The organism is Paenibacillus sp. MY03 (genome assembly GCF_002165585.1).
Lineage (GTDB): Bacteria > Bacillota > Bacilli > Paenibacillales > Paenibacillaceae > Pristimantibacillus > Pristimantibacillus agaridevorans.
In genome coordinates this window covers 1-20234 of the sequence record NZ_MXQD01000030.1, presented here as the reverse complement: position 1 = coordinate 20234, position 20234 = coordinate 1, and the positions used below count along the sequence as shown (strand labels likewise).

The following is a 20234-nucleotide window of genomic DNA, read 5'->3' as shown; positions in this document are numbered from 1 at the left end:
GAATATGTAAGCGTTACCGGGTGCTCTATACTGAAGTCATCATAGACTGCAGCTATGAAAGAGATGGCATGATCATCGCTTATTCGGAAAGGGGTATATTCACATGTTGCGTAGTAAAAAAACGATAGCCTCGCTGCTGGCGCTAACGCTTCTGGGAACGACAATACTCGCCGGCTGCTCTCGTCCTTCGAAAGAAACGGATACGGGGGGCAATAGCGGACAAGATGGTTCGCCTGCGCCGATCACGCTGCGCATGACGGTATGGGGCGCGCCTGACGAGCTGGCTGCTTACAAGGTCGCCATCAAGCGATTCGAGGATAAATTCTCGCATATTACAGTCGATCTGCAGCATATCGCCGCGGATTACGATACGAAGCTGACGACGATGGTCGCGGGCAACGATGTGCCCGACATCGCCATGATGGAGTCCGGCACCATCGCTTATCCGTTGGCGGAAGAAGGCAAGTTCTTGAATCTGCAAGAGTTTCTGGACAACGACCCGCAGATCAATATCGACAGTCTCGTACCGAACCTGCTCTATTCGCTGGAGCCGGGTCACGTGATCGGGATCGCGCCGGGGCCGGAATCGTTCGGCCTGTTCTACAACGAAGACATGTTCAAGGATGCCGGCGTCGAGCCGCCTCCTGCCAAAGCGAGCGAGGCATGGACATGGGATGAATTCGTAGAAGCGGCGAAGTTGATGACGATCGACTCGCAGGGAAGGAACGCGAACGATCCCGCGTTCGATCCGAAGAACATCAAACAATTCGGCATCAACTTCCCGACCTGGTGGGGCGGCTACAGCAATTTCATCTATTCCAATGGAGGCGACTTCGTCTCCGCGGACGGGAAGACCTTCGCTCTCAATCAGCCGGAGGCGGTCGAGGTGTTCCAAAATATCGCCGATCTGATGAATGTGCACCATGTGGCGCCGTCGCCGGTTCAGTCGAAAAACATTCCGGGCACCAATGTGGCGCTGCAGACTAAAAAAGTCGCGATGGTCATCGACGGCCAGTGGGCATCCACATCGCTTGCGCAATCCAACTTTAACTACAACGTGGGCGTGCTGCCGGTCATGAAGGAGCCTATGACGACGATCGTTGCCGGCATGTTCTCGATGTTCAAGTCGACGAAGTACCCGCAAGAATCGTGGGAGCTGATCAAATATTTGATCGATCCGGAATCGTCCATCGACATGATTACGGCAGGCACCTGGATGCCGTCCTATAAGAGCTGGTACACGGAGAACGATCTTCTCGCCAGATGGACGGAAAATCTCGCTTCCCGTCCGTCGGGTTACAAGGATGCCATCGTAGAAGTGCTCCTGGACAGCAGCCATCAGACGCCTACGGGCTACGTCAAAAACTTCAGCAAAATCATGGATGTCGTCTCGCCCGCATTGGATAAAGTCTGGCTTGGCCAACAGACGGCGCAAGAGGCGCTGGACGGCGTCGCCGCCAAAGCGCAGGAGCTTGTGCAAGGTCGCCGCGACATTCAGCAATAAATGATAACGGGACAGGCGGCGGGCATGAGGCGCTTGGATAGACAGCCTCGGCCGCCGCGTCCCGGAGCATCGACAGGTCGGCCTGCAACGGGAGGTATACATGAGAAAAGGGCTATTTTACGGCTTGCTATTCACGTCTCCCGCGATTTTGGGCTTCCTGCTGTTTACGCTGGGTCCCATGATCGCGAGCTTGGTGCTTAGTCTTAGCGACTATAACGTGTTCAAAGAAGGAACTGCTTTCATCGGTTTTGATAATTATGTCCGCTTGTTCAGCGGAGAAGACGATTTGTTCTACCAATCGCTGGGCGCTACCTTCTATTTCGTGGCGCTGCGCGTGCCGGCGGTTATTCTGATCTCGTTCGCGGTCGCGCTGCTGCTCAACATGAACGTCAAGGGGAGGGCGCTGTTCCGCACCATTATTTATTTGCCCAGCATCGTGCCGGCCGTGGCGTCGGCGATGATCTGGATGTGGCTGCTCAATCCCGATCTGGGATTGATCAACACCGTGCTGGAGTGGCTTCATCTGCCTACCAGCAACTGGCTGTATGCCGAGAGCAGCGTTATTCCGTCCGTCGTGCTGACGACGTTATGGGGCATCGGCGGCACCGTCATTATTTTTCTCGCGGGCTTGTCCGGCATTCCGAAGCAATATTACGAGGCGATCGACGTGGATGGCGGCGGCTGGTACAGCAAGCTGCGCCACATTACGATACCGATGGTGACTCCGACGCTGTTTTTCAACACGATCATGACGATTATCGGCTCGTTCCAGGTGTTTAACGAAGCTTACATCCTGACGGATGGAGGTCCTAACAACAAAAGCTTGTTTTACGTGTTCTATCTATGGCGCACCGGCTTCCGGGATACGGAGATGGGATACGCGTCGGCGCTCGCATGGGTGCTGTTCGTCATCATTCTGTTCTTTACTTTTATCGTGTTCAAAAGCTCCAAGTCATGGGTGTACTATGAAGGAGGAGGGCGCTCATGAAGACATCAAGACTTACGCTCGCAGCGGGTTATGCCGCGCTTATTCTCGTATCCGTCATGTTCATTACGCCTTTTATCTGGCTGATCCGAAGCTCGCTCATGAATTTGTCGCAGATCTTCACCATGCCGCCGGAATGGATTCCGAACCCCGTGCAATGGGGCAACTTCAAAAAGGCGCTAACGATTCTGCCCTTCGACACGTATTTCATGAACACCTTCATCATCGTGATCGGCGTGCTGGTCGGCACGATCGTGACAAGCACGGTCGCGGCGTTCGGGTTCTCGCGGATCCGGTGGAAGGGACGGGATATCGTGTTCGCCATCCTGATGTCGAGCATGATGCTGCCCGCCGCCGTGACTTTGATTCCGAGCTTCCTGGGCTGGCAGATGTTAGGCTTCTACGATACGTATTATCCGCTGATCGCTCCCGCCTACTTTGGAGGAGGCATCTTCAACATCTTCCTGCTGAGGCAGTTCTATCTGACAATTCCGCGGGACTTCGACGAGGCGGCGGTAGTGGACGGAGCCGGCTACTTCGGCATCTACTTCAAAATCATTCTGCCCCTCAGCCGCTCCGCGGTCATCGTCGTGGCTCTGTTCACCTTCCTCGGCACGTGGAATGACTTTATGGGTCCGCTCATCTACTTAAAGAGCGACCATCTGTTTACGCTGGCGCTAGGTCTGCAGATGTTCCAGGGCACCTACACCGCCCAGTGGGACTTGCTGATGGCCGCGTCCGCCGCGGTCGTGCTGCCGTGCGTGATCGTATTTCTGGTCGGGCAGCGGTACTTCCTGGAGGGCATTACGCTGACTGGATTAAAAGGATAGCATGGTTAGAACGGAGATCATCGATACCAACAAGAGAGAGGGAGAGTTTCCATGCCGATTGCTGCTGCATCCCCGCTGAAGCGCTGGGGCAATGTTCCGTTCACGAAGGTGGAGATCCATGACGGCTTCTGGCGCCGGCGCCTGGAATCCGTGCGGAGCGTGACGCTGCCGGCTTGTCTGGAGAAATGCGAGACGACCGGCCGTATCGCCAATTTCGAGAAGGCGGGCGGCTCGAAGGAAGGAACGTTCGAGGGAATCTATTTCAACGATTCCGATGTGTACAAGGTGCTGGAGGGCGCCGCTTATTCGCTTATGCTGAATCGCGATTCCGCGCTGGAGGCGGAGATTGATCGGATCGTCGATGCGATCGCGTCGGCGCAGGAGCCCGACGGCTACCTGTGCACCTACTACACGCTGACGGCGCCCGAGAGCAAGTGGACCGATATGGAGAAACACGAAATGTACAACGGCGGCCATCTGATCGAAGCGGCGGTCGCCTATTACGAAGCGACGGGCAAACCGGCTATACTGGATGTCGCACGCAGACTGGCGGATCATTACGACTCGCTTTTCGGGCCCGGCAAGCGTCATTGGGTAGAGGGGCATCAGGAGATCGAGCTGGCGCTGGTCAAGCTGTACCGGCTTACGGGAGAAGAGCGGTATTGGAAGCTGGCTCTGTGGCTGCTGGAAGAGCGCGGTCACGGCCATGGCGTCGGCCGAATCTGGGATATCCCGGAGTGGGGCCCCGCTTATTGTCAGGACGACGTGCCGGTCAAGGATATCGAGAAGGTGACGGGACATGCCGTTCGCGCGATGTATCAATACGCGGCCATGGCGGATGTCGTTCACGCTTCCGGGGATCCGGAATATACGGCGGCCCTGCACCGCGTATGGGCGCACACGGTAGAGCGGAACATGTATATTACCGGCGGCATCGGTCCGTCGCATCATAACGAGGGCTTCACGCACGATTACGATCTGCCGAATGAGACGGCTTATTGCGAGACCTGCGCGGCCATCGCGATGGCGTTCTGGAACCACCGGATGAATCTGCTGTTCGGCGACGGCGTCTACGCCGACATCGTGGAGAGGGAGATGTACAACGGCGCATTGTCCGGCATCTCGCTTCACGGCGATCGGTTCTTCTATGTCAATCCGCTGGCCTCGCAAGGCGGACATCATCGCGTGGCGTGGTTCGACACCTCGTGCTGCCCGACGAATCTGGTGCGCTTTCTGCCTTCTATCGGCCAATATGCGTATGCCATCGCCGACGGCGGCGTTGTCGTCAATCAGTATATGGGCGGCGAGTCGGAGCTGACGTTGGCTGACGGGCGGTCCGTCCGGCTGAAGCAGACGACGAACTATCCGTGGGAGGGCAGTATCGCGATCGACGTAGTTGATCTGCGGTTGGCAGAGGGTTTGGGTTCGGGCTTAGTTACTGGCGGCTCGGGAGGCGATGTCGGGAACAATGTTGGAAGCAATGTTGAAAGCAATGTTGAAAGCAATGTTGAAAGCAATGTGGGAAGCGATGATGGAAGCAATGTGGGTAGTTATGCGGAAGGCAATGCGGTACAATCGTCTGAGGCCTGCGACAGCTTCCCCATTCGGCTGCGGGTGCCGGGCTGGTGCGGGAGCTACCGGATTCTGCTAAACGGCGTTGCGCTCTCAGGAGCGAATGCCGTGACACAGAACGGCTATCTGGTTATCGAGCGGAGTTGGACTCCGGGAGACAGTCTTGTACTGGAGCTGGATATGCCGGCAGAGAAAGTGCGTGCGCGCGGCGAAGTGGAGTCGAATCGGGGGCGGGTCGCCATCCAGCGCGGTCCCGTCGTCTATTGCCTGGAGCAGGCGGACAACGGGGAGCTTCCCTATGACGGCTGCGTGATTGAGCCGGGCTCGTCCTTCGTCGCCCAACATCGCCCCGAGCTGCTTGGCGGCGTAACTGTGCTTAGCGGCTCGGCGTCAGACGGAACGCCTATCGCGCTCGTGCCGTATTATGCCTGGGACAATAGAGAAGCGGGATATATGCACGTGTGGCTGCGTACGGCGGAGGATCGCAGACTGTACTCCGTATAAGGGGGAATGGTCGGCGATTGCTGAACCAGGGCGTTCGAAGCTGCATGTCCCCTTCGGCGAAACTTTTAAAGGTTGTTCAAAAGTCCGATTTTGATCGCAAAGTATGCCACTTACTCGACATCTAATATTTCCCGCTACCCACGAAAGTGAAGGTTAGCTTCGAAGCCTAACGATCATGTGTTGAAAACCTGACTTTTGAACACGCACTATTAGAGTTGCAGCATGGTTCGCCATAATCAGAGGAGGAAGCCAATGAACGTAAGGGAAAGTAAAGCTGCTGTGACATCGGGCAATCCGATTCTGCCGGGTTGGTACGCCGACCCGGAAGCGCGTATCTTCGAGGGAAGGTATTGGATTTATCCCACCTGCTCGGCTCCTTACGACGAACAGACCTGGTTCGACGCCTTCTACTCGGACGATCTCGTGCACTGGAGCAAGGCGGAGCGGATTCTCGAGATGAGCAGCATTTCGTGGGCGAAGCGGGCGTTGTGGGCTCCATCCCCTATTGAGAAGAACGGGCGGTACTATTATTATTTTGCTGCCAACGATATTCAGAGCAACGAGGAGCTCGGAGGAATCGGCGTCGCTGTAGCGGACCGGCCCGAGGGGCCGTATCGCGATGCGCTGGATCGACCGCTGATCGACCGGTTCGTGAACGGCGCGCAGCCGATCGATCCCCACGTTTTTCTGGACGACGACGGGTCCGCCTTTCTGTATTACGGCGGCTGGGGACGATGCAATGTCGTGAGGCTGGGCGAGGACATGATCAGCATCGTCAATTTCCCGGACGGGGAGACGTTCAAGGAAGTGACGCCGGAGAAGTTTGTGGAAGGGCCGTGCATGATCAAGCGGGACGGGCGCTACTATTTCATGTGGGCGGAGGGAGGCTGGGGCGGGCCGGATTATTCGGTTGCGTACGCCATCTCGGATTCTCCCGTGGGACCTTTCGAGCGCGTAGGCAAAATCCTGCAGCAAGACGCCGCCGTCGCCACCAGCGCGGGGCATCATGGCGTGCTGCAAATTCCCGGTACGGACGAGTGGTGCATCGTTTACCATCGCCGGCCGTTATCGGAGACCGATCCGAATCACCGCGTCGTCTGCATCGACCGGATGACGTTCGCGGCGGACGGGACGATCGAGCCGGTTCGGATCACATTCGATGGCGTTGCTGCTCGTAACATGGGATAAGGTAATAGACAGGCGGTTCGTTGATAAAAGCGCAAGTCCGTGGGATCCGTTTCCCTGGAGCTTGCGCTTTTTCGCCGTACAGGAATCTTGCCAAAAATTAATGTCCGGTTGAGGCTCCGAAGGTACAGCTTCGAAAGTGGCTCCACGGCACCCTGTAACCCGATTTTTTTCGGGTTACAGCATCCGAAGTAGCTCCACGGCACCCTGTAACCCGAATTTTTCGGGCTACAGCTCCGAAAGTAGCTCCACGGCACCCTGTAACCCGAATTTTTCGGGCTACAGCTCCGAAAGTGGCTCCGCAGCAACCTGTAACCCGATTTTCTCGGGTTACAGCTCCAAAAGTAGCTCCGCAGCACCCTGTAACCCGACTTTTTCGGGCTACAGTTCTAAAAGTAGCCCCGCGACGCCCTGTAACCCGATTTTTTCGGGCTACAGCTCCAAAAGTAGTTCCGCAACCGGGCTGGGAGGAGACTAAATGCTGCTCCGATAAGGCGAATAAGGTCGTGTGTCCGTCACAGTAAACATACATATCCTTATTGAAGAATTACGTCTTACCCGTCCTTTAGGAGGAAGGAACGGAATTTTGAACTCGCACTTATACTGCGTGTCAGTCTAATCCTTTTCTTGTGCTATAATAACGGTGCAACGGTTATTTTAAATATAGCAAGGATTGAATCATACAGATGATCGAGACTATAGTTTGGCAATCCGGCCCTTCGAGCAATATGACTGGCGGCAACGCACCCGGCAACGTGACTTGTGGCGATACGCCCCGAGGTAAGGCGCAGGCAACGGACCTGGCAAGGAAGGAGCTCACCACAGTCAAGGGGGAACTCTCCACGGCAACGGATGAGCTCTCCATGGCGGCGGACAAGCTGCGTTCTGGCGGGCTGGTGGCCTTTCCCACCGAGACGGTATACGGCCTCGGCGCGGATGCGCGAAGCGACGAAGCTGTCGCAGGCATCTTCGAGGCCAAGGGGCGTCCCTCCGACAACCCGCTGATCGTGCATATCGCGCGCCGGGAGCAGCTCGACGAGCTGACGGTGTCCGTCTCTCCGCTGGAGGAGGCGCTTATGACGGCCTTTTGGCCGGGGCCGCTTACGCTCGTGCTGCCAGTCCAAAAAGGCGCGCTCTCGCCGCTGGTGACTGCGGGGCTATCCACCGTCGCCGTCCGGATGCCGGATCATCCCGTCGCGCTGGAGTTGCTGCGGCAGGCCGACTGCCCCGTCGCGGCGCCGAGCGCCAATCGGTCGGGCCGTCCCAGCCCGACGACGGCCGCGCATGTGCTGGAGGATCTCGGAGGCCGCATACACGGCATCGTGGACGGCGGAGCGACCGGCGTTGGGTTGGAGTCTACGGTCGTGCAGCTGGAAGACAACGGCCTTGTCCGCATCCTGCGACCGGGAGGCATAACGTCGGAGCAGCTTCAGGCTGCGCTGCCGGAGGCCGTCGTCGTAACCGACGACGAACTGCATGGGGAGTCTGCCCCGCGTTCACCAGGCATGAAGTACACGCATTATGCGCCGCGCGGCGAGCTGACGCTGGTGCGCGGCGACGACCGCGACATCGTGGCGGCCGCCATCCAGCATGCCGTGGAGGACTGCAGTTCCGCCGGTGTCGCGACCGGCGTGCTTGCATTCGACGAACGGGCGGCGCAGTACCAGGCCGATCTCGTCATCGGCATGGGCAGCGAGGCGTTGCCCCAGGAGGCGGCCAAGCGCCTGTACGCCGCGCTGCGCGAGTTCGATGCCGCGGGCATTCAGCGGATCTGGGCGGAAACGCCGGGCCCGGACGGGATCGGCGCTGCGCTTCTCAATCGGATGGTCAAGGCGGCAGGCGGCCGCATCCTACTCGCAAATCCCAGGAATTAGTATGAACGACCTCTTGTCCGCATATGTTGGTTAGAGAATGCGCGGTGGACAAGGGGAGATTGGATTGGGAGATGCGAATCTATTTGCCGGGCAAGTGCTGACGCTGTTGTGCATAGCGGCGGCGCTAGGCTTTGACGCTTTTTCGCTTGGCCTGGGAATCGGGCTTAAGGGAATCAGGGTGCGGGATATTCTGAAGCTGGGCTTCGTGATCGGACTGTTCCACGTTTTGATGCCGATCGGAGGCTTAATGACGGGACACCTTGTCAGCGATATGTTGGGGCAAGTTGCATCGACTGCCGCTGGCGTGCTGCTCATTCTGCTCGGCTGCCATATGATGTACAGCTCGTTCAAGGGCGAAGAGGTGCGGTCTTTCGATCACCGCACGGCCTGGGGGCTGCTGGTGCTTGCGTTCAGCGTCAGCATCGACGCCTTCTCGGTGGGTATTACGCTGGGCATGTTCTCGGCGGATCTGTGGCTGACCATTACTCTGTTCGGATTGATTGGCGGGCTAATGTCTATGCTGGGCTTGTTGCTGGGCAGGAAAGTCGGCGGCAATCTGGGCGAATACGGCGAGGCATTAGGAGGCGCGATCTTGCTCGTATTCGGCGCATTATTTGTCTTTTAACGCAGAAGGGCCCTGAGCCCATACCAATCGAATGAGAAAGGGGAACACAGGGATGAAACGAATATTGTTCGTCTGTACCGGCAACACATGCCGCTCTCCGATGGCCGAGGCGCTGCTGAGAGAGCAAGCGGCCAGGAGAGGCATAACAGTAGCCGTCCGATCCGCCGGCGTGTCCACCGTCGACGGTCTTCCGATCTCCTCTCATGCACTCGAGGCGCTCCGCAGACGGGATATCGCGCATAACGGTTCCTCCCGTGCTTTGACGGCTGAGGCCGTTGCTTGGGCGGATCTCATTTTGACGATGACCACGGGTCATAAGCGAAGCTTGCTTCATGTCCATCCGGATGCGGTGGACAAGACGTATACGCTCAAGGAGTTCGCGGGGGCGGATGCCGCCGTGCTGAAAAATATCGAGGAGCTCGAAAGCCTGTATTCCGACATGCAGATGAAGGGCGCGATTGGACAGCAGTTAACGAGCGAGGAGCGCAGGCGGATGCTGGAGCTGGAGCGAAGCATTCCCAGCTTCGATATCGCCGATCCCTTTGGAGGCGCGTTATCCACCTACGAGAGCTGCTCCGGAGAGATCGAGGATGCGGTCCGCAAGCTGCTCGACAAGCTGTCGGGTCGGAGTCTGATCAAGTGAAAACGGGCGTTCTTCCTCCGAATTCCGGATTGCTTTATATCACGCCATGAGATATGATGAATATACAAACACGGTTTCCGATGTAACTGGCGACGGAAGTGGGTAACCACGGTGGAGCATCGGAATATACGGCCGGTCGCCTGGGCAAAGAGCGTCATGCTGCAAAGCATGTCTGCTCTTTTTTTCGTTTTTTCAAGATGCGAGGATGCATAAGCTGTCGCTTAGCCGCTTTGCCTTGCCTGTACGGTTGTCGTCCGCGGTCGGCTGTTGTCGAATTCTTAACATAAAGCAGGACAACTCCGATAGAGCTTTTCCCGCCGTAGAGGTATACTAACAGCATGAGGGGATTTGCCTAGTGCAAGGAACCGGGCAAGGAAATTCTGGAGAAGAGGTGTTGGCATTGAAGATTGCGATTGGAGCCGACCATGCGGGCTACCGCTTGAAGGATGTAATCGTTCCGTTATTGGAGTCGCTTGGACACGAGATTGAGGATGTCGGCTGCGACTGCAGCCAGTCCGTGGATTATCCGGATTATGCTATGCCAGTCTGCGAATCGGTTGTCTCGGGCAAAGCCGAGCGCGGCATTTTAATCTGCGGCACGGGCATTGGCATGTCGATTGCCGCGAACAAGGTTCCGGGTATTCGCTGCGCGCTTGTGCATGATTTGTTCTCCGCGCAAGCGACGCGCGAGCATAACGACACAAACGTGCTTGCCATGGGCGAACGTATTATCGGACCGGGCGTAGCCGAAGAGATCGTCAAGGTGTGGCTGTCGACTCCGTTCTCCAACGGCGAGCGTCATGTAGGCCGCGTCAACAAAGTGATGGAGATCGAGAAAAAGTTCAACTCGCGCCCTTAATAGTGAGTTCAAAAAGTTCGGTTATCAGTACCGAGAAGATTGAAGGCAACTAGAAACTGAGGAGTGGAGCGTAGCAGAGCTACGTGAGCACCGGAAGGTTCGGTTGCGTTTAATATTCGATGTCGAGTAAGCTTCTCGGTATACTTCGTAATGGGAATCGGACTTTTTGAACAACCACTTAATAGCGCGGGCGATTCCTTAGTAGGAGGCGTTGAACGATGACGACGGAGAAGCGAATCCCCGATCCATCTCTCTGGTCCGCCGATGTCGAGCGCATCGTCCGGGAGCTGGCCGAAGCCGGCCGCCTGCGCGCCCACGAACTGCTCGTAATTGGCGCCAGTACCAGCGAAGTAATCGGCGAGCGAATCGGCACGGCAGGCGCGCTTGAGGCCGCTGCCGCCATATATGCGGGCGTGGAGGCAGCGCGCAAAGATATTGCGTTCATTCCCGCCTATCAATGCTGCGAGCATCTAAACCGGGCGCTTGTTCTGGAAGAAGAAGCGGCTCGGCGATACGGTCTTGAGCTTGTGCATGCCGTACCTATTCCCAAAGCTGGAGGGTCGATGGCGGCTTATGCTTACGGCAAGCTTTCGAATCCCTGTCTCGTGGAGTCGATTCAGGCTCATGCGGGTATAGACATCGGGGATACGTTCATTGGGATGCATTTAAAGAGGGTGGCCGTACCCGTACGTCCTTCTATCCGTTCCATCGGAGAAGGACATGTGACGATGGCCATAACCAGACCGAAGCTTATAGGCGGCGCTCGCGCCGTATATGAGCCGCAGAACGTCTTAACAGCCGAACAATCGGCGGATCATTGCGAGTAATGAACCACACTATATTCTATTTCAGGAGGAATCATCATTATGGAACATCTACGTAAACAAGATCCAGAGGTATTGAAGGCACTTGGCCTTGAGCTGCAACGCCAACGAGACAACATCGAGCTGATCGCGTCCGAAAACATCGTAAGCGAAGCTGTCCTTGAAGCTATGGGCTCCGTATTGACGAACAAGTATGCAGAAGGCTACCCGGGCAAACGTTACTATGGCGGCTGCGAGCATGTCGATATCGTCGAGGATCTGGCCCGCGATCGCGCCAAGGAGCTGTTCGGCGCAGAGCACGTAAACGTACAGCCGCATTCCGGCGCACAAGCGAACATGGCTGTGTACCTGGCTGCTCTTAAACCTGGCGACACCGTACTCGGTATGAACCTGGCTCATGGCGGTCACTTGACGCACGGCAGCCCGGTTAACGCATCCGGCTTGCTGTATAACTTCGTGGCTTACGGCGTACAAGAGGATTCCTTCACCATCGATTACGAAGAAGTTCGCAAGCTGGCGTTCAAACACCGCCCTCGCATGCTCGTGGCGGGCGCGAGCGCTTACCCGCGCATCATCGACTTCGAAAAACTGGGCCAAATCGCGAACGAAGTCGGCGCGCTCTTCATGGTCGACATGGCGCATATCGCTGGTCTGGTTGCAGCCGGTCTTCACCCAAGCCCGGTGCCGCATGCCCATTTCGTTACGACAACAACGCATAAGACGCTTCGCGGACCTCGCGGCGGCATGATCATGTGTCGCAAGTCCTGGGCGGCAGCCATCGACAAGGCCGTATTCCCAGGCTCCCAAGGCGGCCCTCTGATGCATATCATCGCAGCGAAAGCAGTTGCGCTGGGAGAGGCTTTGCAGCCATCCTTCAAGGAATACGCCCAGAACGTCGTGAACAATGCGAAGGTGCTCTCCGAGGAGCTTCTGTCCAAGGGCATCAACATCGTATCTGGCGGCACGGACAACCACCTGATGCTGATCGATACGCGCAGCCTAAACATTACGGGCAAAGCTGCCGAGCATGTACTCGACGAAGTAGGCATCACCGTGAACAAAAACGCGATTCCATTCGACCCGACGAGCCCGTTCGTCACGAGCGGCATCCGTGTGGGTACGCCTGCGGCTACGGCTCGCGGCATGAACGAAGATGCGATGAAGGTCATCGCGGAAGTTATCGCGCTGGTGCTCAAAAATCCGGAAGACAGCGCGACATTGGATAAGGCTCGCGGTATGGTGCGCGATTTGACGGCCCAATTCCCGCTCTACCCAAGCATCAACTACTAGGTCGTGTCTGAAAACCCGCTCAGGGGCATCTTTCACCGCCTTTCCGCCCCCTGCTTCGTCACTTTTGCTTGACGTACCCCTGGTACGCCTTCACAAAAGTTCCTTGCATGAAACGAAAATTCGGCAAAATCTGCTCCCCTCGGAGTATTCAGACACGCCCTAATTAAAAACTTTGCATGAAAAAAGCACCGTTGTGGCAAAATGCTACAACGGTGCTTTTTTGTCGTTTTAGGAAATGATGCAACCATTTCGAATCGACGGCCTCCGGTATCGCCGTTATATGGTAGATAAAAAGCAAAAAGATGCTCCGATGGTTCAAATAGGTTGTGTGTGTCTATTAGATTCTAGAGACATCGTCTAATCGAAAATAGAACGCTCCTGTCCGATGAGGAGACAGCCGTTTACTCTAGAAGCTCTTAGAGGGCTAAATATAAAGTAAAACTGTTCCAAATGGTCGAATAGCTGAACTGAGTTTAGTTAAACTGATTTCATTAATTCTATATGTAAAAATATAACTAAAATGTAATCTTGGTTTCGGTAAAAGCTAGGGTGTATGTTGTTCTAAAACGCCTTGGAATGAAGAAAAATACGAAAACAAGAATCGTAATGAAGTTAAAAACCGAAACCAATAAATAATCATCCTCCGCAAAAGTGGAAATGGATGCAACATTGTACAAGCGTATAGACGCGTTAAAATATCAATACATAGGCGCATTGTCGCCTAGATGCTCTAATGCATATACGTATTAGTGCAAATTCGCATCAACGCGTTAAAGGGATGGCAACATGGCGATTTGTCAGGCGGCTCATAATGTTTCCGATCTAGGGACATAGTAAAAAAGCGGCTGGAAAGTTTTTCGAAGAAGTTGTCGGTTGACAATTATTAATTTTTGGTTGTATATTGTTTAACGTCGAATAAATAATAATTCATGTGAGAAATGATGACATTTTCAATGAAATTAAGTTTTCAAGTCACATTAACACGGCTGTAAAAAATTATATATAAAATTAGGAGTTGATGTATGTGAAAGGGAGTTTCAAAAAGCCGGCACAGTTCATGCTAGTTTTGATCGTCGCATTCAGCATGCTTTTGACTGCTTGTACAAGCAACAACAACAAAGCGGCTAATCCGGGCAACAAGGACGGCAACAACGCCGGATCGGAAACGCCAGCTGCTCCGCAAGAATTCCGCTTCACTCTTGCAAGCGAACCGCCAAGCTTGGATCCTGCTCTGATGACGGACGCCCAGTCCAGCATTGTGGCAGCAGGTTTGTATGAGGGTCTTACTCGTCTGAACACAAAGGGCGAGCCTGAAAATGCAATCGCTAAAGAACTGACTGCTTCAGAAGATGGCAAGACGTACACGATTAAACTCCGTGACGACGTGAAATGGAGCAACGGCGACCCTGTAACAGCAAACGACTTCGAATATGCTTGGAAACGCAGCTTGAACCCTGAGACGGCATCCGAATATGCATATATGTTGTTCTACCTTGAGAACGGCGAGAAATACAACGCCGGCGAAGCTACCGCTGACGACGTAGGCGTTAAAGCGCTGGACGAATACACGTTGGAAGTGAAGCTCTATACTCCTGCACCTTACTTCCCGAGCTTGCTTGCTCACTACACATACCTGCCCGTACATCCAGCAACTGTCGATGCTGCTGCCGACTGGGCTGCGGAAGCTGCAACGATCGTATCCAATGGACCGTTCCTTCTGAAGCAATGGGCGCATGCGGACAAGCTGGTTCTTGAGAAGAATCCCGATTACTACAACAAAGATGCGATCAACTTCGACAAAGTAACCATCTCTCTTGTCGAGGACGAGAACACCGTATACCAATTGTTCGAAACAAATAAAATCGACTGGATCGGCGCTCAAGCGGGTTCCGTGCCTACCGACCTGACGAAACAGCTGATCGAAGAGAAGAAAGCGGAAGTGACTTCCGTAGCTTCGACTTATTATTACCTGTTCAATAATGAAAAAGCTCCCTTTTCTAACGTAAAAGTACGTAAAGCATTCTCCATGGCAATCGATCGTCAATCCCTGATCGACAATGTAGCTCAAGCGAACCAGCAACCGGCATTCGGTCTGGTGCCGCCAAGCATCACAGGCGCTGGAGGAAAGTTGTTCCGCGAGACGTATCCGGACACTTTCTTCACGGAGAACGTTGAAGAAGCGAAGAAGCTGCTTGCCGAAGGTTTGGCCGAAGAGGGCATGAAGACTCTTCCGGAAGTAACATTGTTGTATAACACAAGCGAGGGCCATAAGAAGTTGGCTGAAGCGGTAGTTGACATGTGGCGCAAGACGCTGGGCGTAGAAGTGAAACTGGCTAACCAGGAGTGGGGCACGTTCCTCGAAACTCGTAAAGCCGGCCAATTCGACATCGCTCGTTCCGGCTGGGGCGCTGACATCAACCACCCGATCAACTTCACGTATGACCTGATTCACCCGAAATCCGGCAACAACGACGGTCGTTACAACAACCCTAAAGTGCAAGAACTGCTTGATGGTTCCCTTGTAGCGGAAACGCCTGAGAAAACGATTGAAATGTTGGCCGAAGCCGAGAAAATCGCCATTCAAGACGACATGGCTGTATTGCCGGCTTACTACTACACGACTGTAACGATGGTTAAACCAGGCATCGAAAACGTAGTATCCGACTATGCGGGTCACATCGACTGGGTATTCGGCAGCAAGAAATAAGGTCACTTTAACCGTGGCTTTCTCAAATAAGAGCTTGAACAACCTCTAAGAGTAACGGTCAAAAGGGTATATATAGTCTCTATATATACCCTTTTGAAATGCAAATAAAGATTGTGAGAGAGTGGGTGATCGTATGCTCCGCTACATTTCCGGCAAGTTTTTATTTATGGTTCTCTCTTTGTTTATTTTGGTAACGGCAACGTTCATGCTGATGAACGCTATCCCGGGGAGTCCTTTGCAGTCCGAGAAGGCGACCAGCGAAGCCGTCCAGAAAAACTTGGAAGCGTATTACGACCTCGACAAGCCGCTGTATGTACAGTACGGGAAGTATCTCGCCAACCTTCTGCAAGGCGACATGGGGATATCCATGAAGAAGAAGTTCCAGTCGGTTGACAAAATGATTGCACAATCGTTTGGACCCTCATTAAGATTGGGTATTTCGGCGATCGTGACGTCCGTAGTCGTAGGTTGCATTCTCGGCATTTTGGCAGCGATGTACCATCGCAAATTTATCGATAATCTGGCCATGATTATAGCTGTTATCGGCCTCGCAATACCAAGTATCGTGCTTGCTCCCGTCATGCAATATTTCCTTGCCACTAAGCTGGGCTGGTTTGAAGTCGCCGGTCTCAATGGACCGATGGATTACGTATTGCCTACGATCGCGCTGGCTTCCGGTCCGATCGCTTTTATCGCACGTCTCCTCAGATCCACCATGATTGAAGTATTAAACGCAGATTTTATTAAAACCGCCAAATCCAAAGGGCTTGCCGGTTATGTCATTGTCGCAAAGCATGCGCTTCGGAATTCCATGCTCCCGGTTGTCACTTATTTGGGCGTTCTGACCGCCGGCATCATTACGGGCTCCGTTGTCGTAGAGAAAATTTTTGCGATTCCAGGCATCGGCAAACACTTTGTTACGAGTGTTATAGATCGCGATTATCCGCTTATTATGGGCATTACCATATTCTACGCCGTTATTTTGATGATTAGCCGTTTCTTGTCGGATATTGCATATGTACTGGTGGATCCGCGCATGCGAGCCGGCGGAAAGGTGGGGAAATAAACGATGTCTAACTTCAATCCGAAACCGCGCGGCAAGGAGCGGTCGGACACGCTTACTCCCGACATGTTCGAGAAGCTGCGCCGCGAAGAGGTTCGCGTCGACGAAGTCGGCCGTGCAACCCTGACCGCCTGGCAGGATATCTGGAAGCGGCTTACGAGCAATAAGCTCGCGATGCTGGGCTTCTGGATTATCGCCGCCCTGGTGGTTTGCTGCCTTGTTGTTCCCTTAATTTGGCCATTTGACCATTACACGACAGAATTGACGAATACGAACCAGGCTCCGAACGGAACGCATTGGTTCGGCACCGATGAGCTAGGCCGCGATATGTTCGAGCGCGTCTGGAAGGGCGCTCAGATTTCCTTGTTTGTAGGCGTCGTCGCGGCTCTGATCGATTTGGTGCTCGGCGTTATATACGGCGGCATTATGGGATACTACGGCGGCAAAGTCGACGAGGTCATGAACCGTTTCGCCGAAATTTTGTACTCCATTCCCTACCTTCTCGTCGTTATCCTGCTTTTGGTCGTTATGGAGCCAAGTTTGACGACGATTATCGTCGCGATGTCGATTACGGGCTGGATCAACATGGCCTGGATCGTGCGCGGCCAAATCATGCAGCTCAAGAATCAAGAATACGCGCTTGCTTCCAAGTCCCTTGGCGCTGGCGCAATGCGTATTATTTTCCGTCACCTGGTGCCGAATGCGATGGGACCGATTCTCGTTACGCTGACCCTGACGATCCCGAGCGCGATCTTTACCGAGGCGTTCCTGAGCTTCTTGGGTCTGGGGGTTCAATCGCCGGCTGCTTCTTGGGGTACGATGATCGACGACGGCGTAGGCGGTATTTTCAACTATCCGTGGCGCTTGTTCTTCCCGGCCATCTTCCTCAGCGTAACCATCTTTGCCTTTAACGTCTTCGGGGACGGTCTGCGCGACGCATTCGATCCGAAGCTGAAAAAATAACAACACAGCACAACCGAGAGGAGGTCAACCCAAGATGAAGACCTTGCTGGAAGTGAAAAACTTAAGCGTATCGTTCGACGTATATGGCGGGGAAGTACAAGCCATTCGAGATATATCCTTCGATGTGAAGGAAGGCGAATCCGTGGCGATTGTAGGCGAATCCGGCTCGGGCAAGTCCGTAACCGCCCAATCCATCATGAGGCTGAATCCGTCTCCGCCTAGCCGCATCAAAAACGGCTCGGTGAAATTCGATGGTCAAGAGCTGCTCACCTTATCGGAGAAAGAGATGCAGACTGTGCGCGGCAACAAGATCGGCATGATCTTCCAAGATCCCATGACGTCGCTAAACCCGACTCTGACCGTTGGCGCGCAAATAACGGAAGGTCTGATCAAACATCAGAACGTCAGCAAATCGCAGGCGACTGCGCGAGCGATCGAGATGCTGCATCTGGTCGGCATCCCGAATCCGGAGCAACGGATCAAGCAGTATCCGCATCAATTCTCCGGAGGCATGCGGCAACGCGTCATGATCGCCATCGCTTTGGCATGCAACCCTAAGCTATTGATCGCGGACGAGCCGACAACGGCGCTGGACGTGACGATTCAGGCGCAGATCATGAGCGTCATGAAGGATCTGCAACAGAAGATGGGCACTTCTATCATTCTTATTACGCATGACCTCGGCGTCGTGGCCGACGTCTGCGACCGCGTTATCGTCATGTATGCAGGTCGTATCGTTGAGACGGGCACGAAGTGGGAGATCTTCCAGAACCCGCAGCATCCTTATACAAGAGGTTTGCTGCGTTCTCTGCCTCGTCTGGACCAGAAGAAAGACGAGCCGCTTATCCCGATTCCGGGCACGCCGCCGGATCTCATCAAGCCGCCTGCGGGCTGCAGCTTCTGCGCGCGCTGCGACGAAGCGATGAAGGTATGCGTGGACAACGATCCTAACTTGCATCCTATCAAAGGCAGCGAATCCCACGCGGCCGCTTGCTGGATGCTTCATGAATACGCGAACCGGGAGGTGCCGGTATGAGCAAAAGCACCCCATTATTAGAAGTTAATGATCTTCGCAAATTTTTTAACCTCGGCAAAGGCAATATATTGAAGGCCGTCAACGAAATATCGTTTTCGATCGGCCGCGGCGAAACCGTGGGCGTCGTAGGCGAATCCGGCTGCGGCAAGTCGACCGCCGGACGTACGATTCTGCGGCTGTACGAGCCGACAAGCGGAGGCGTGACGTTTGAGGGCAAGGATATCTACAAGCTGCGCGGCGCGGAGCTGAAGGCGCTGCGACGCAATATGCAGATGATCTTCCAGGACCCGTACGCGTCCCTGAATCCAAGGATGACGGTAACCGACATCATCGGCGAGGCGCTCGATATTCACAAGCTTGCAGGCAGCAAGGCCGAGCGGAAGCGCAAGGTCGAGGGGCTGCTTGATCTCGTCAACCTGAATCCGGAGCATGCGACCCGTTACCCGCATGAATTTTCCGGCGGTCAGCGCCAGCGTATCGGCATTGCGCGGGCCTTGGCCGTCGATCCGAAGTTCATCATCGCCGACGAACCGATCTCCGCGCTCGACGTGTCGATCCAGGCGCAGGTGGTCAACCTGATGCAGGAATTGCAGCGCAAGATGGGGCTGACGTATCTGTTTATCGCGCATGACCTGTCCATGGTGAAACATATTTCCGACCGCGTCGCCGTGATGTACCTGGGCAAAATCGTGGAGCTTGCCGAATCCGGTGAGCTGTACGACAACCCGCGCCATCCGTATACGAGAGCGTTGCTTTCCGCGATTCCGATTCCGGATCCGCAGGTCGAAGCGACCCGCGAGCGCATCGTGCTTAAGGGTGATTTGCCGAGTCCGATCAACCCGCCGAAGGGCTGCCAGTTCCATACGCGCTGCCCGCTCGCGACGGATAAGTGCAAGACGGACGAGCCGAAGCTGGCGGAAGTCAGCAAGGGCCACTTTGCGGCTTGCCACTACGCGTAAGAGTTCTATACATGAAGCGAAGCCCGATGCTTGCAAACTTTGGGCTTCGCTTTTTGTGTTTTGATATATAGAATTTTAAAGTTTTGGGGTGGAGCGCTAGTTCGGTCGTTGTAGCTACGGTACGCGTACCGAGTATGAACATGCCTGAGTTCTGCACACACCTGAGTAATAACACGTTTGAGTTCCGCGCACACCTGAGTAATAGCACGCCTAAGTCCCGCACACACCTGTTTAGTTTGGTCAACAAGCACGTTTTGTTCACGCTTTGTCGCCATAACGGCTTTGCTTTGCAAAGCTGAAGGTCGCGTTTATCTTCAAGAGAACCCTCGTATATCACATAAGGAAAATAGAGGGAAAAGCTCCCTATAATCCTGAAAAATCGGAGTGTCGGCTCCACTTAGAGGGAAAACCTCCCTCTAATCGGGGTGGCTCAACCCGAAAACAGCGATTTGCTGGGAATTAGAGGTAGGATTTCCCTCTAAAGAGCAAGCGAGGGCGGGGACGGGGTTAATAGAGGGAGCTTTTCCCCTTATTAGAGAAAGGGGCAGACAGGAGAGAGGACAAACAGGAGTGACGCCGTTGGTTCTTTCTGACGCAAGTACAGGAAGGACCGTCAGGATGTTCTGCGAAAAAAATATAACAGACATCAGCGGCACTATTCGCCCGTTTTTTGTCTCAAATAAACTTTAACAGTCAGGAAAGACGCTATTTGATTGGAATCAAACAAAATGCTGCCGGGATCGTACAAATAGAGTCGATTGTGTCTGTTAGATTTTAGAAAATAGAAAAAATCCAAGAATAACGTCGCCCA

Annotated in this window: 16 protein-coding genes and 1 riboswitch; all 16 genes read left to right on the top strand. The window is 54.4% G+C overall.

What is annotated here, in order from left to right:
- Positions 1–103: 103 nt before the first annotated feature.
- The 16 genes from B1748_RS21085 to B1748_RS21010 all read left to right on the top strand — a co-directional run bounded on the left by B1748_RS21085 (position 104) and on the right by B1748_RS21010 (position 19423).
- On the top strand, positions 104–1504 hold the full coding sequence (locus B1748_RS21085) for an ABC transporter substrate-binding protein (protein ID WP_087569924.1): 1401 nt from the start codon (positions 104–106) through the stop codon (positions 1502–1504).
- A gap of 100 nt (positions 1505–1604) precedes the next feature.
- On the top strand, positions 1605–2492 hold the full coding sequence (locus B1748_RS21080) for a carbohydrate ABC transporter permease (RefSeq protein WP_087569923.1): 888 nt from the start codon (positions 1605–1607) through the stop codon (positions 2490–2492).
- The gene (locus B1748_RS21075) at positions 2489–3319 is read left to right on the top strand and encodes a carbohydrate ABC transporter permease (RefSeq protein ID WP_087569922.1); all 831 of its coding nucleotides are present in this window, start codon (positions 2489–2491) and stop codon (positions 3317–3319) included. The genes B1748_RS21080 and B1748_RS21075 overlap by 4 nt, the downstream gene beginning before the upstream one ends.
- Before the next feature lie 51 nt (positions 3320–3370).
- Complete coding sequence (locus B1748_RS21070; RefSeq protein ID WP_087569921.1) at positions 3371–5395, top strand: glycoside hydrolase family 127 protein; 2025 nt, start codon at positions 3371–3373, stop codon at positions 5393–5395.
- Positions 5396–5647: 252 nt separating this feature from the next.
- Positions 5648–6583 (top strand): glycoside hydrolase family 43 protein, encoded by a 936-nt coding sequence (locus B1748_RS21065; protein ID WP_087569920.1) that lies wholly within the window; start codon positions 5648–5650, stop codon positions 6581–6583.
- A 683-nt stretch (positions 6584–7266) separates the two neighbouring features.
- A complete protein-coding gene (locus B1748_RS21060) occupies positions 7267–8454 on the top strand; it encodes an L-threonylcarbamoyladenylate synthase (RefSeq protein WP_256975809.1) in 1188 nt (395 codons plus the stop codon).
- A gap of 64 nt (positions 8455–8518) precedes the next feature.
- Positions 8519–9079: a manganese efflux pump MntP gene (locus B1748_RS21055; protein WP_179215718.1), complete on the top strand. Its 561-nt coding sequence runs from the start codon at positions 8519–8521 to the stop codon at positions 9077–9079.
- A 52-nt stretch (positions 9080–9131) separates the two neighbouring features.
- Entirely contained in the window at positions 9132–9722 is a 591-nt protein-coding gene (locus tag B1748_RS21050; protein ID WP_087569918.1) for a low molecular weight protein arginine phosphatase, read from the top strand.
- A gap of 72 nt (positions 9723–9794) precedes the next feature.
- A riboswitch (ZMP/ZTP riboswitch) is annotated at positions 9795–9875 on the top strand.
- Between the two features lie 247 nt (positions 9876–10122).
- Positions 10123–10581, top strand: coding sequence for a ribose 5-phosphate isomerase B (gene rpiB, locus B1748_RS21045; protein WP_087570017.1), 459 nt, complete (start codon positions 10123–10125; stop codon positions 10579–10581).
- Between the two features lie 218 nt (positions 10582–10799).
- Positions 10800–11408 (top strand): TIGR01440 family protein, encoded by a 609-nt coding sequence (locus tag B1748_RS21040; RefSeq protein ID WP_087569917.1) that lies wholly within the window; start codon positions 10800–10802, stop codon positions 11406–11408.
- Positions 11409–11447: 39 nt separating this feature from the next.
- The gene (locus B1748_RS21035; RefSeq protein ID WP_143810351.1) at positions 11448–12695 is read left to right on the top strand and encodes a serine hydroxymethyltransferase; all 1248 of its coding nucleotides are present in this window, start codon (positions 11448–11450) and stop codon (positions 12693–12695) included.
- Positions 12696–13719: 1024 nt separating this feature from the next.
- The gene (locus B1748_RS21030) at positions 13720–15402 is read left to right on the top strand and encodes a peptide ABC transporter substrate-binding protein (RefSeq protein WP_179215717.1); all 1683 of its coding nucleotides are present in this window, start codon (positions 13720–13722) and stop codon (positions 15400–15402) included.
- A gap of 133 nt (positions 15403–15535) precedes the next feature.
- Positions 15536–16468 (top strand): ABC transporter permease, encoded by a 933-nt coding sequence (locus tag B1748_RS21025; protein WP_087569914.1) that lies wholly within the window; start codon positions 15536–15538, stop codon positions 16466–16468.
- 3 nt (positions 16469–16471) lie between these two features.
- A complete protein-coding gene (locus B1748_RS21020; RefSeq protein WP_087569913.1) occupies positions 16472–17428 on the top strand; it encodes an ABC transporter permease in 957 nt (318 codons plus the stop codon).
- Positions 17429–17462: 34 nt separating this feature from the next.
- Positions 17463–18464, top strand: a complete 1002-nt coding sequence (locus tag B1748_RS21015) for an ABC transporter ATP-binding protein (protein ID WP_087569912.1) — start codon at positions 17463–17465, stop codon at positions 18462–18464.
- The gene (locus B1748_RS21010) at positions 18461–19423 is read left to right on the top strand and encodes an ABC transporter ATP-binding protein (protein WP_087569911.1); all 963 of its coding nucleotides are present in this window, start codon (positions 18461–18463) and stop codon (positions 19421–19423) included. The genes B1748_RS21015 and B1748_RS21010 overlap by 4 nt, the downstream gene beginning before the upstream one ends.
- Positions 19424–20234: the final 811 nt, after the last annotated feature.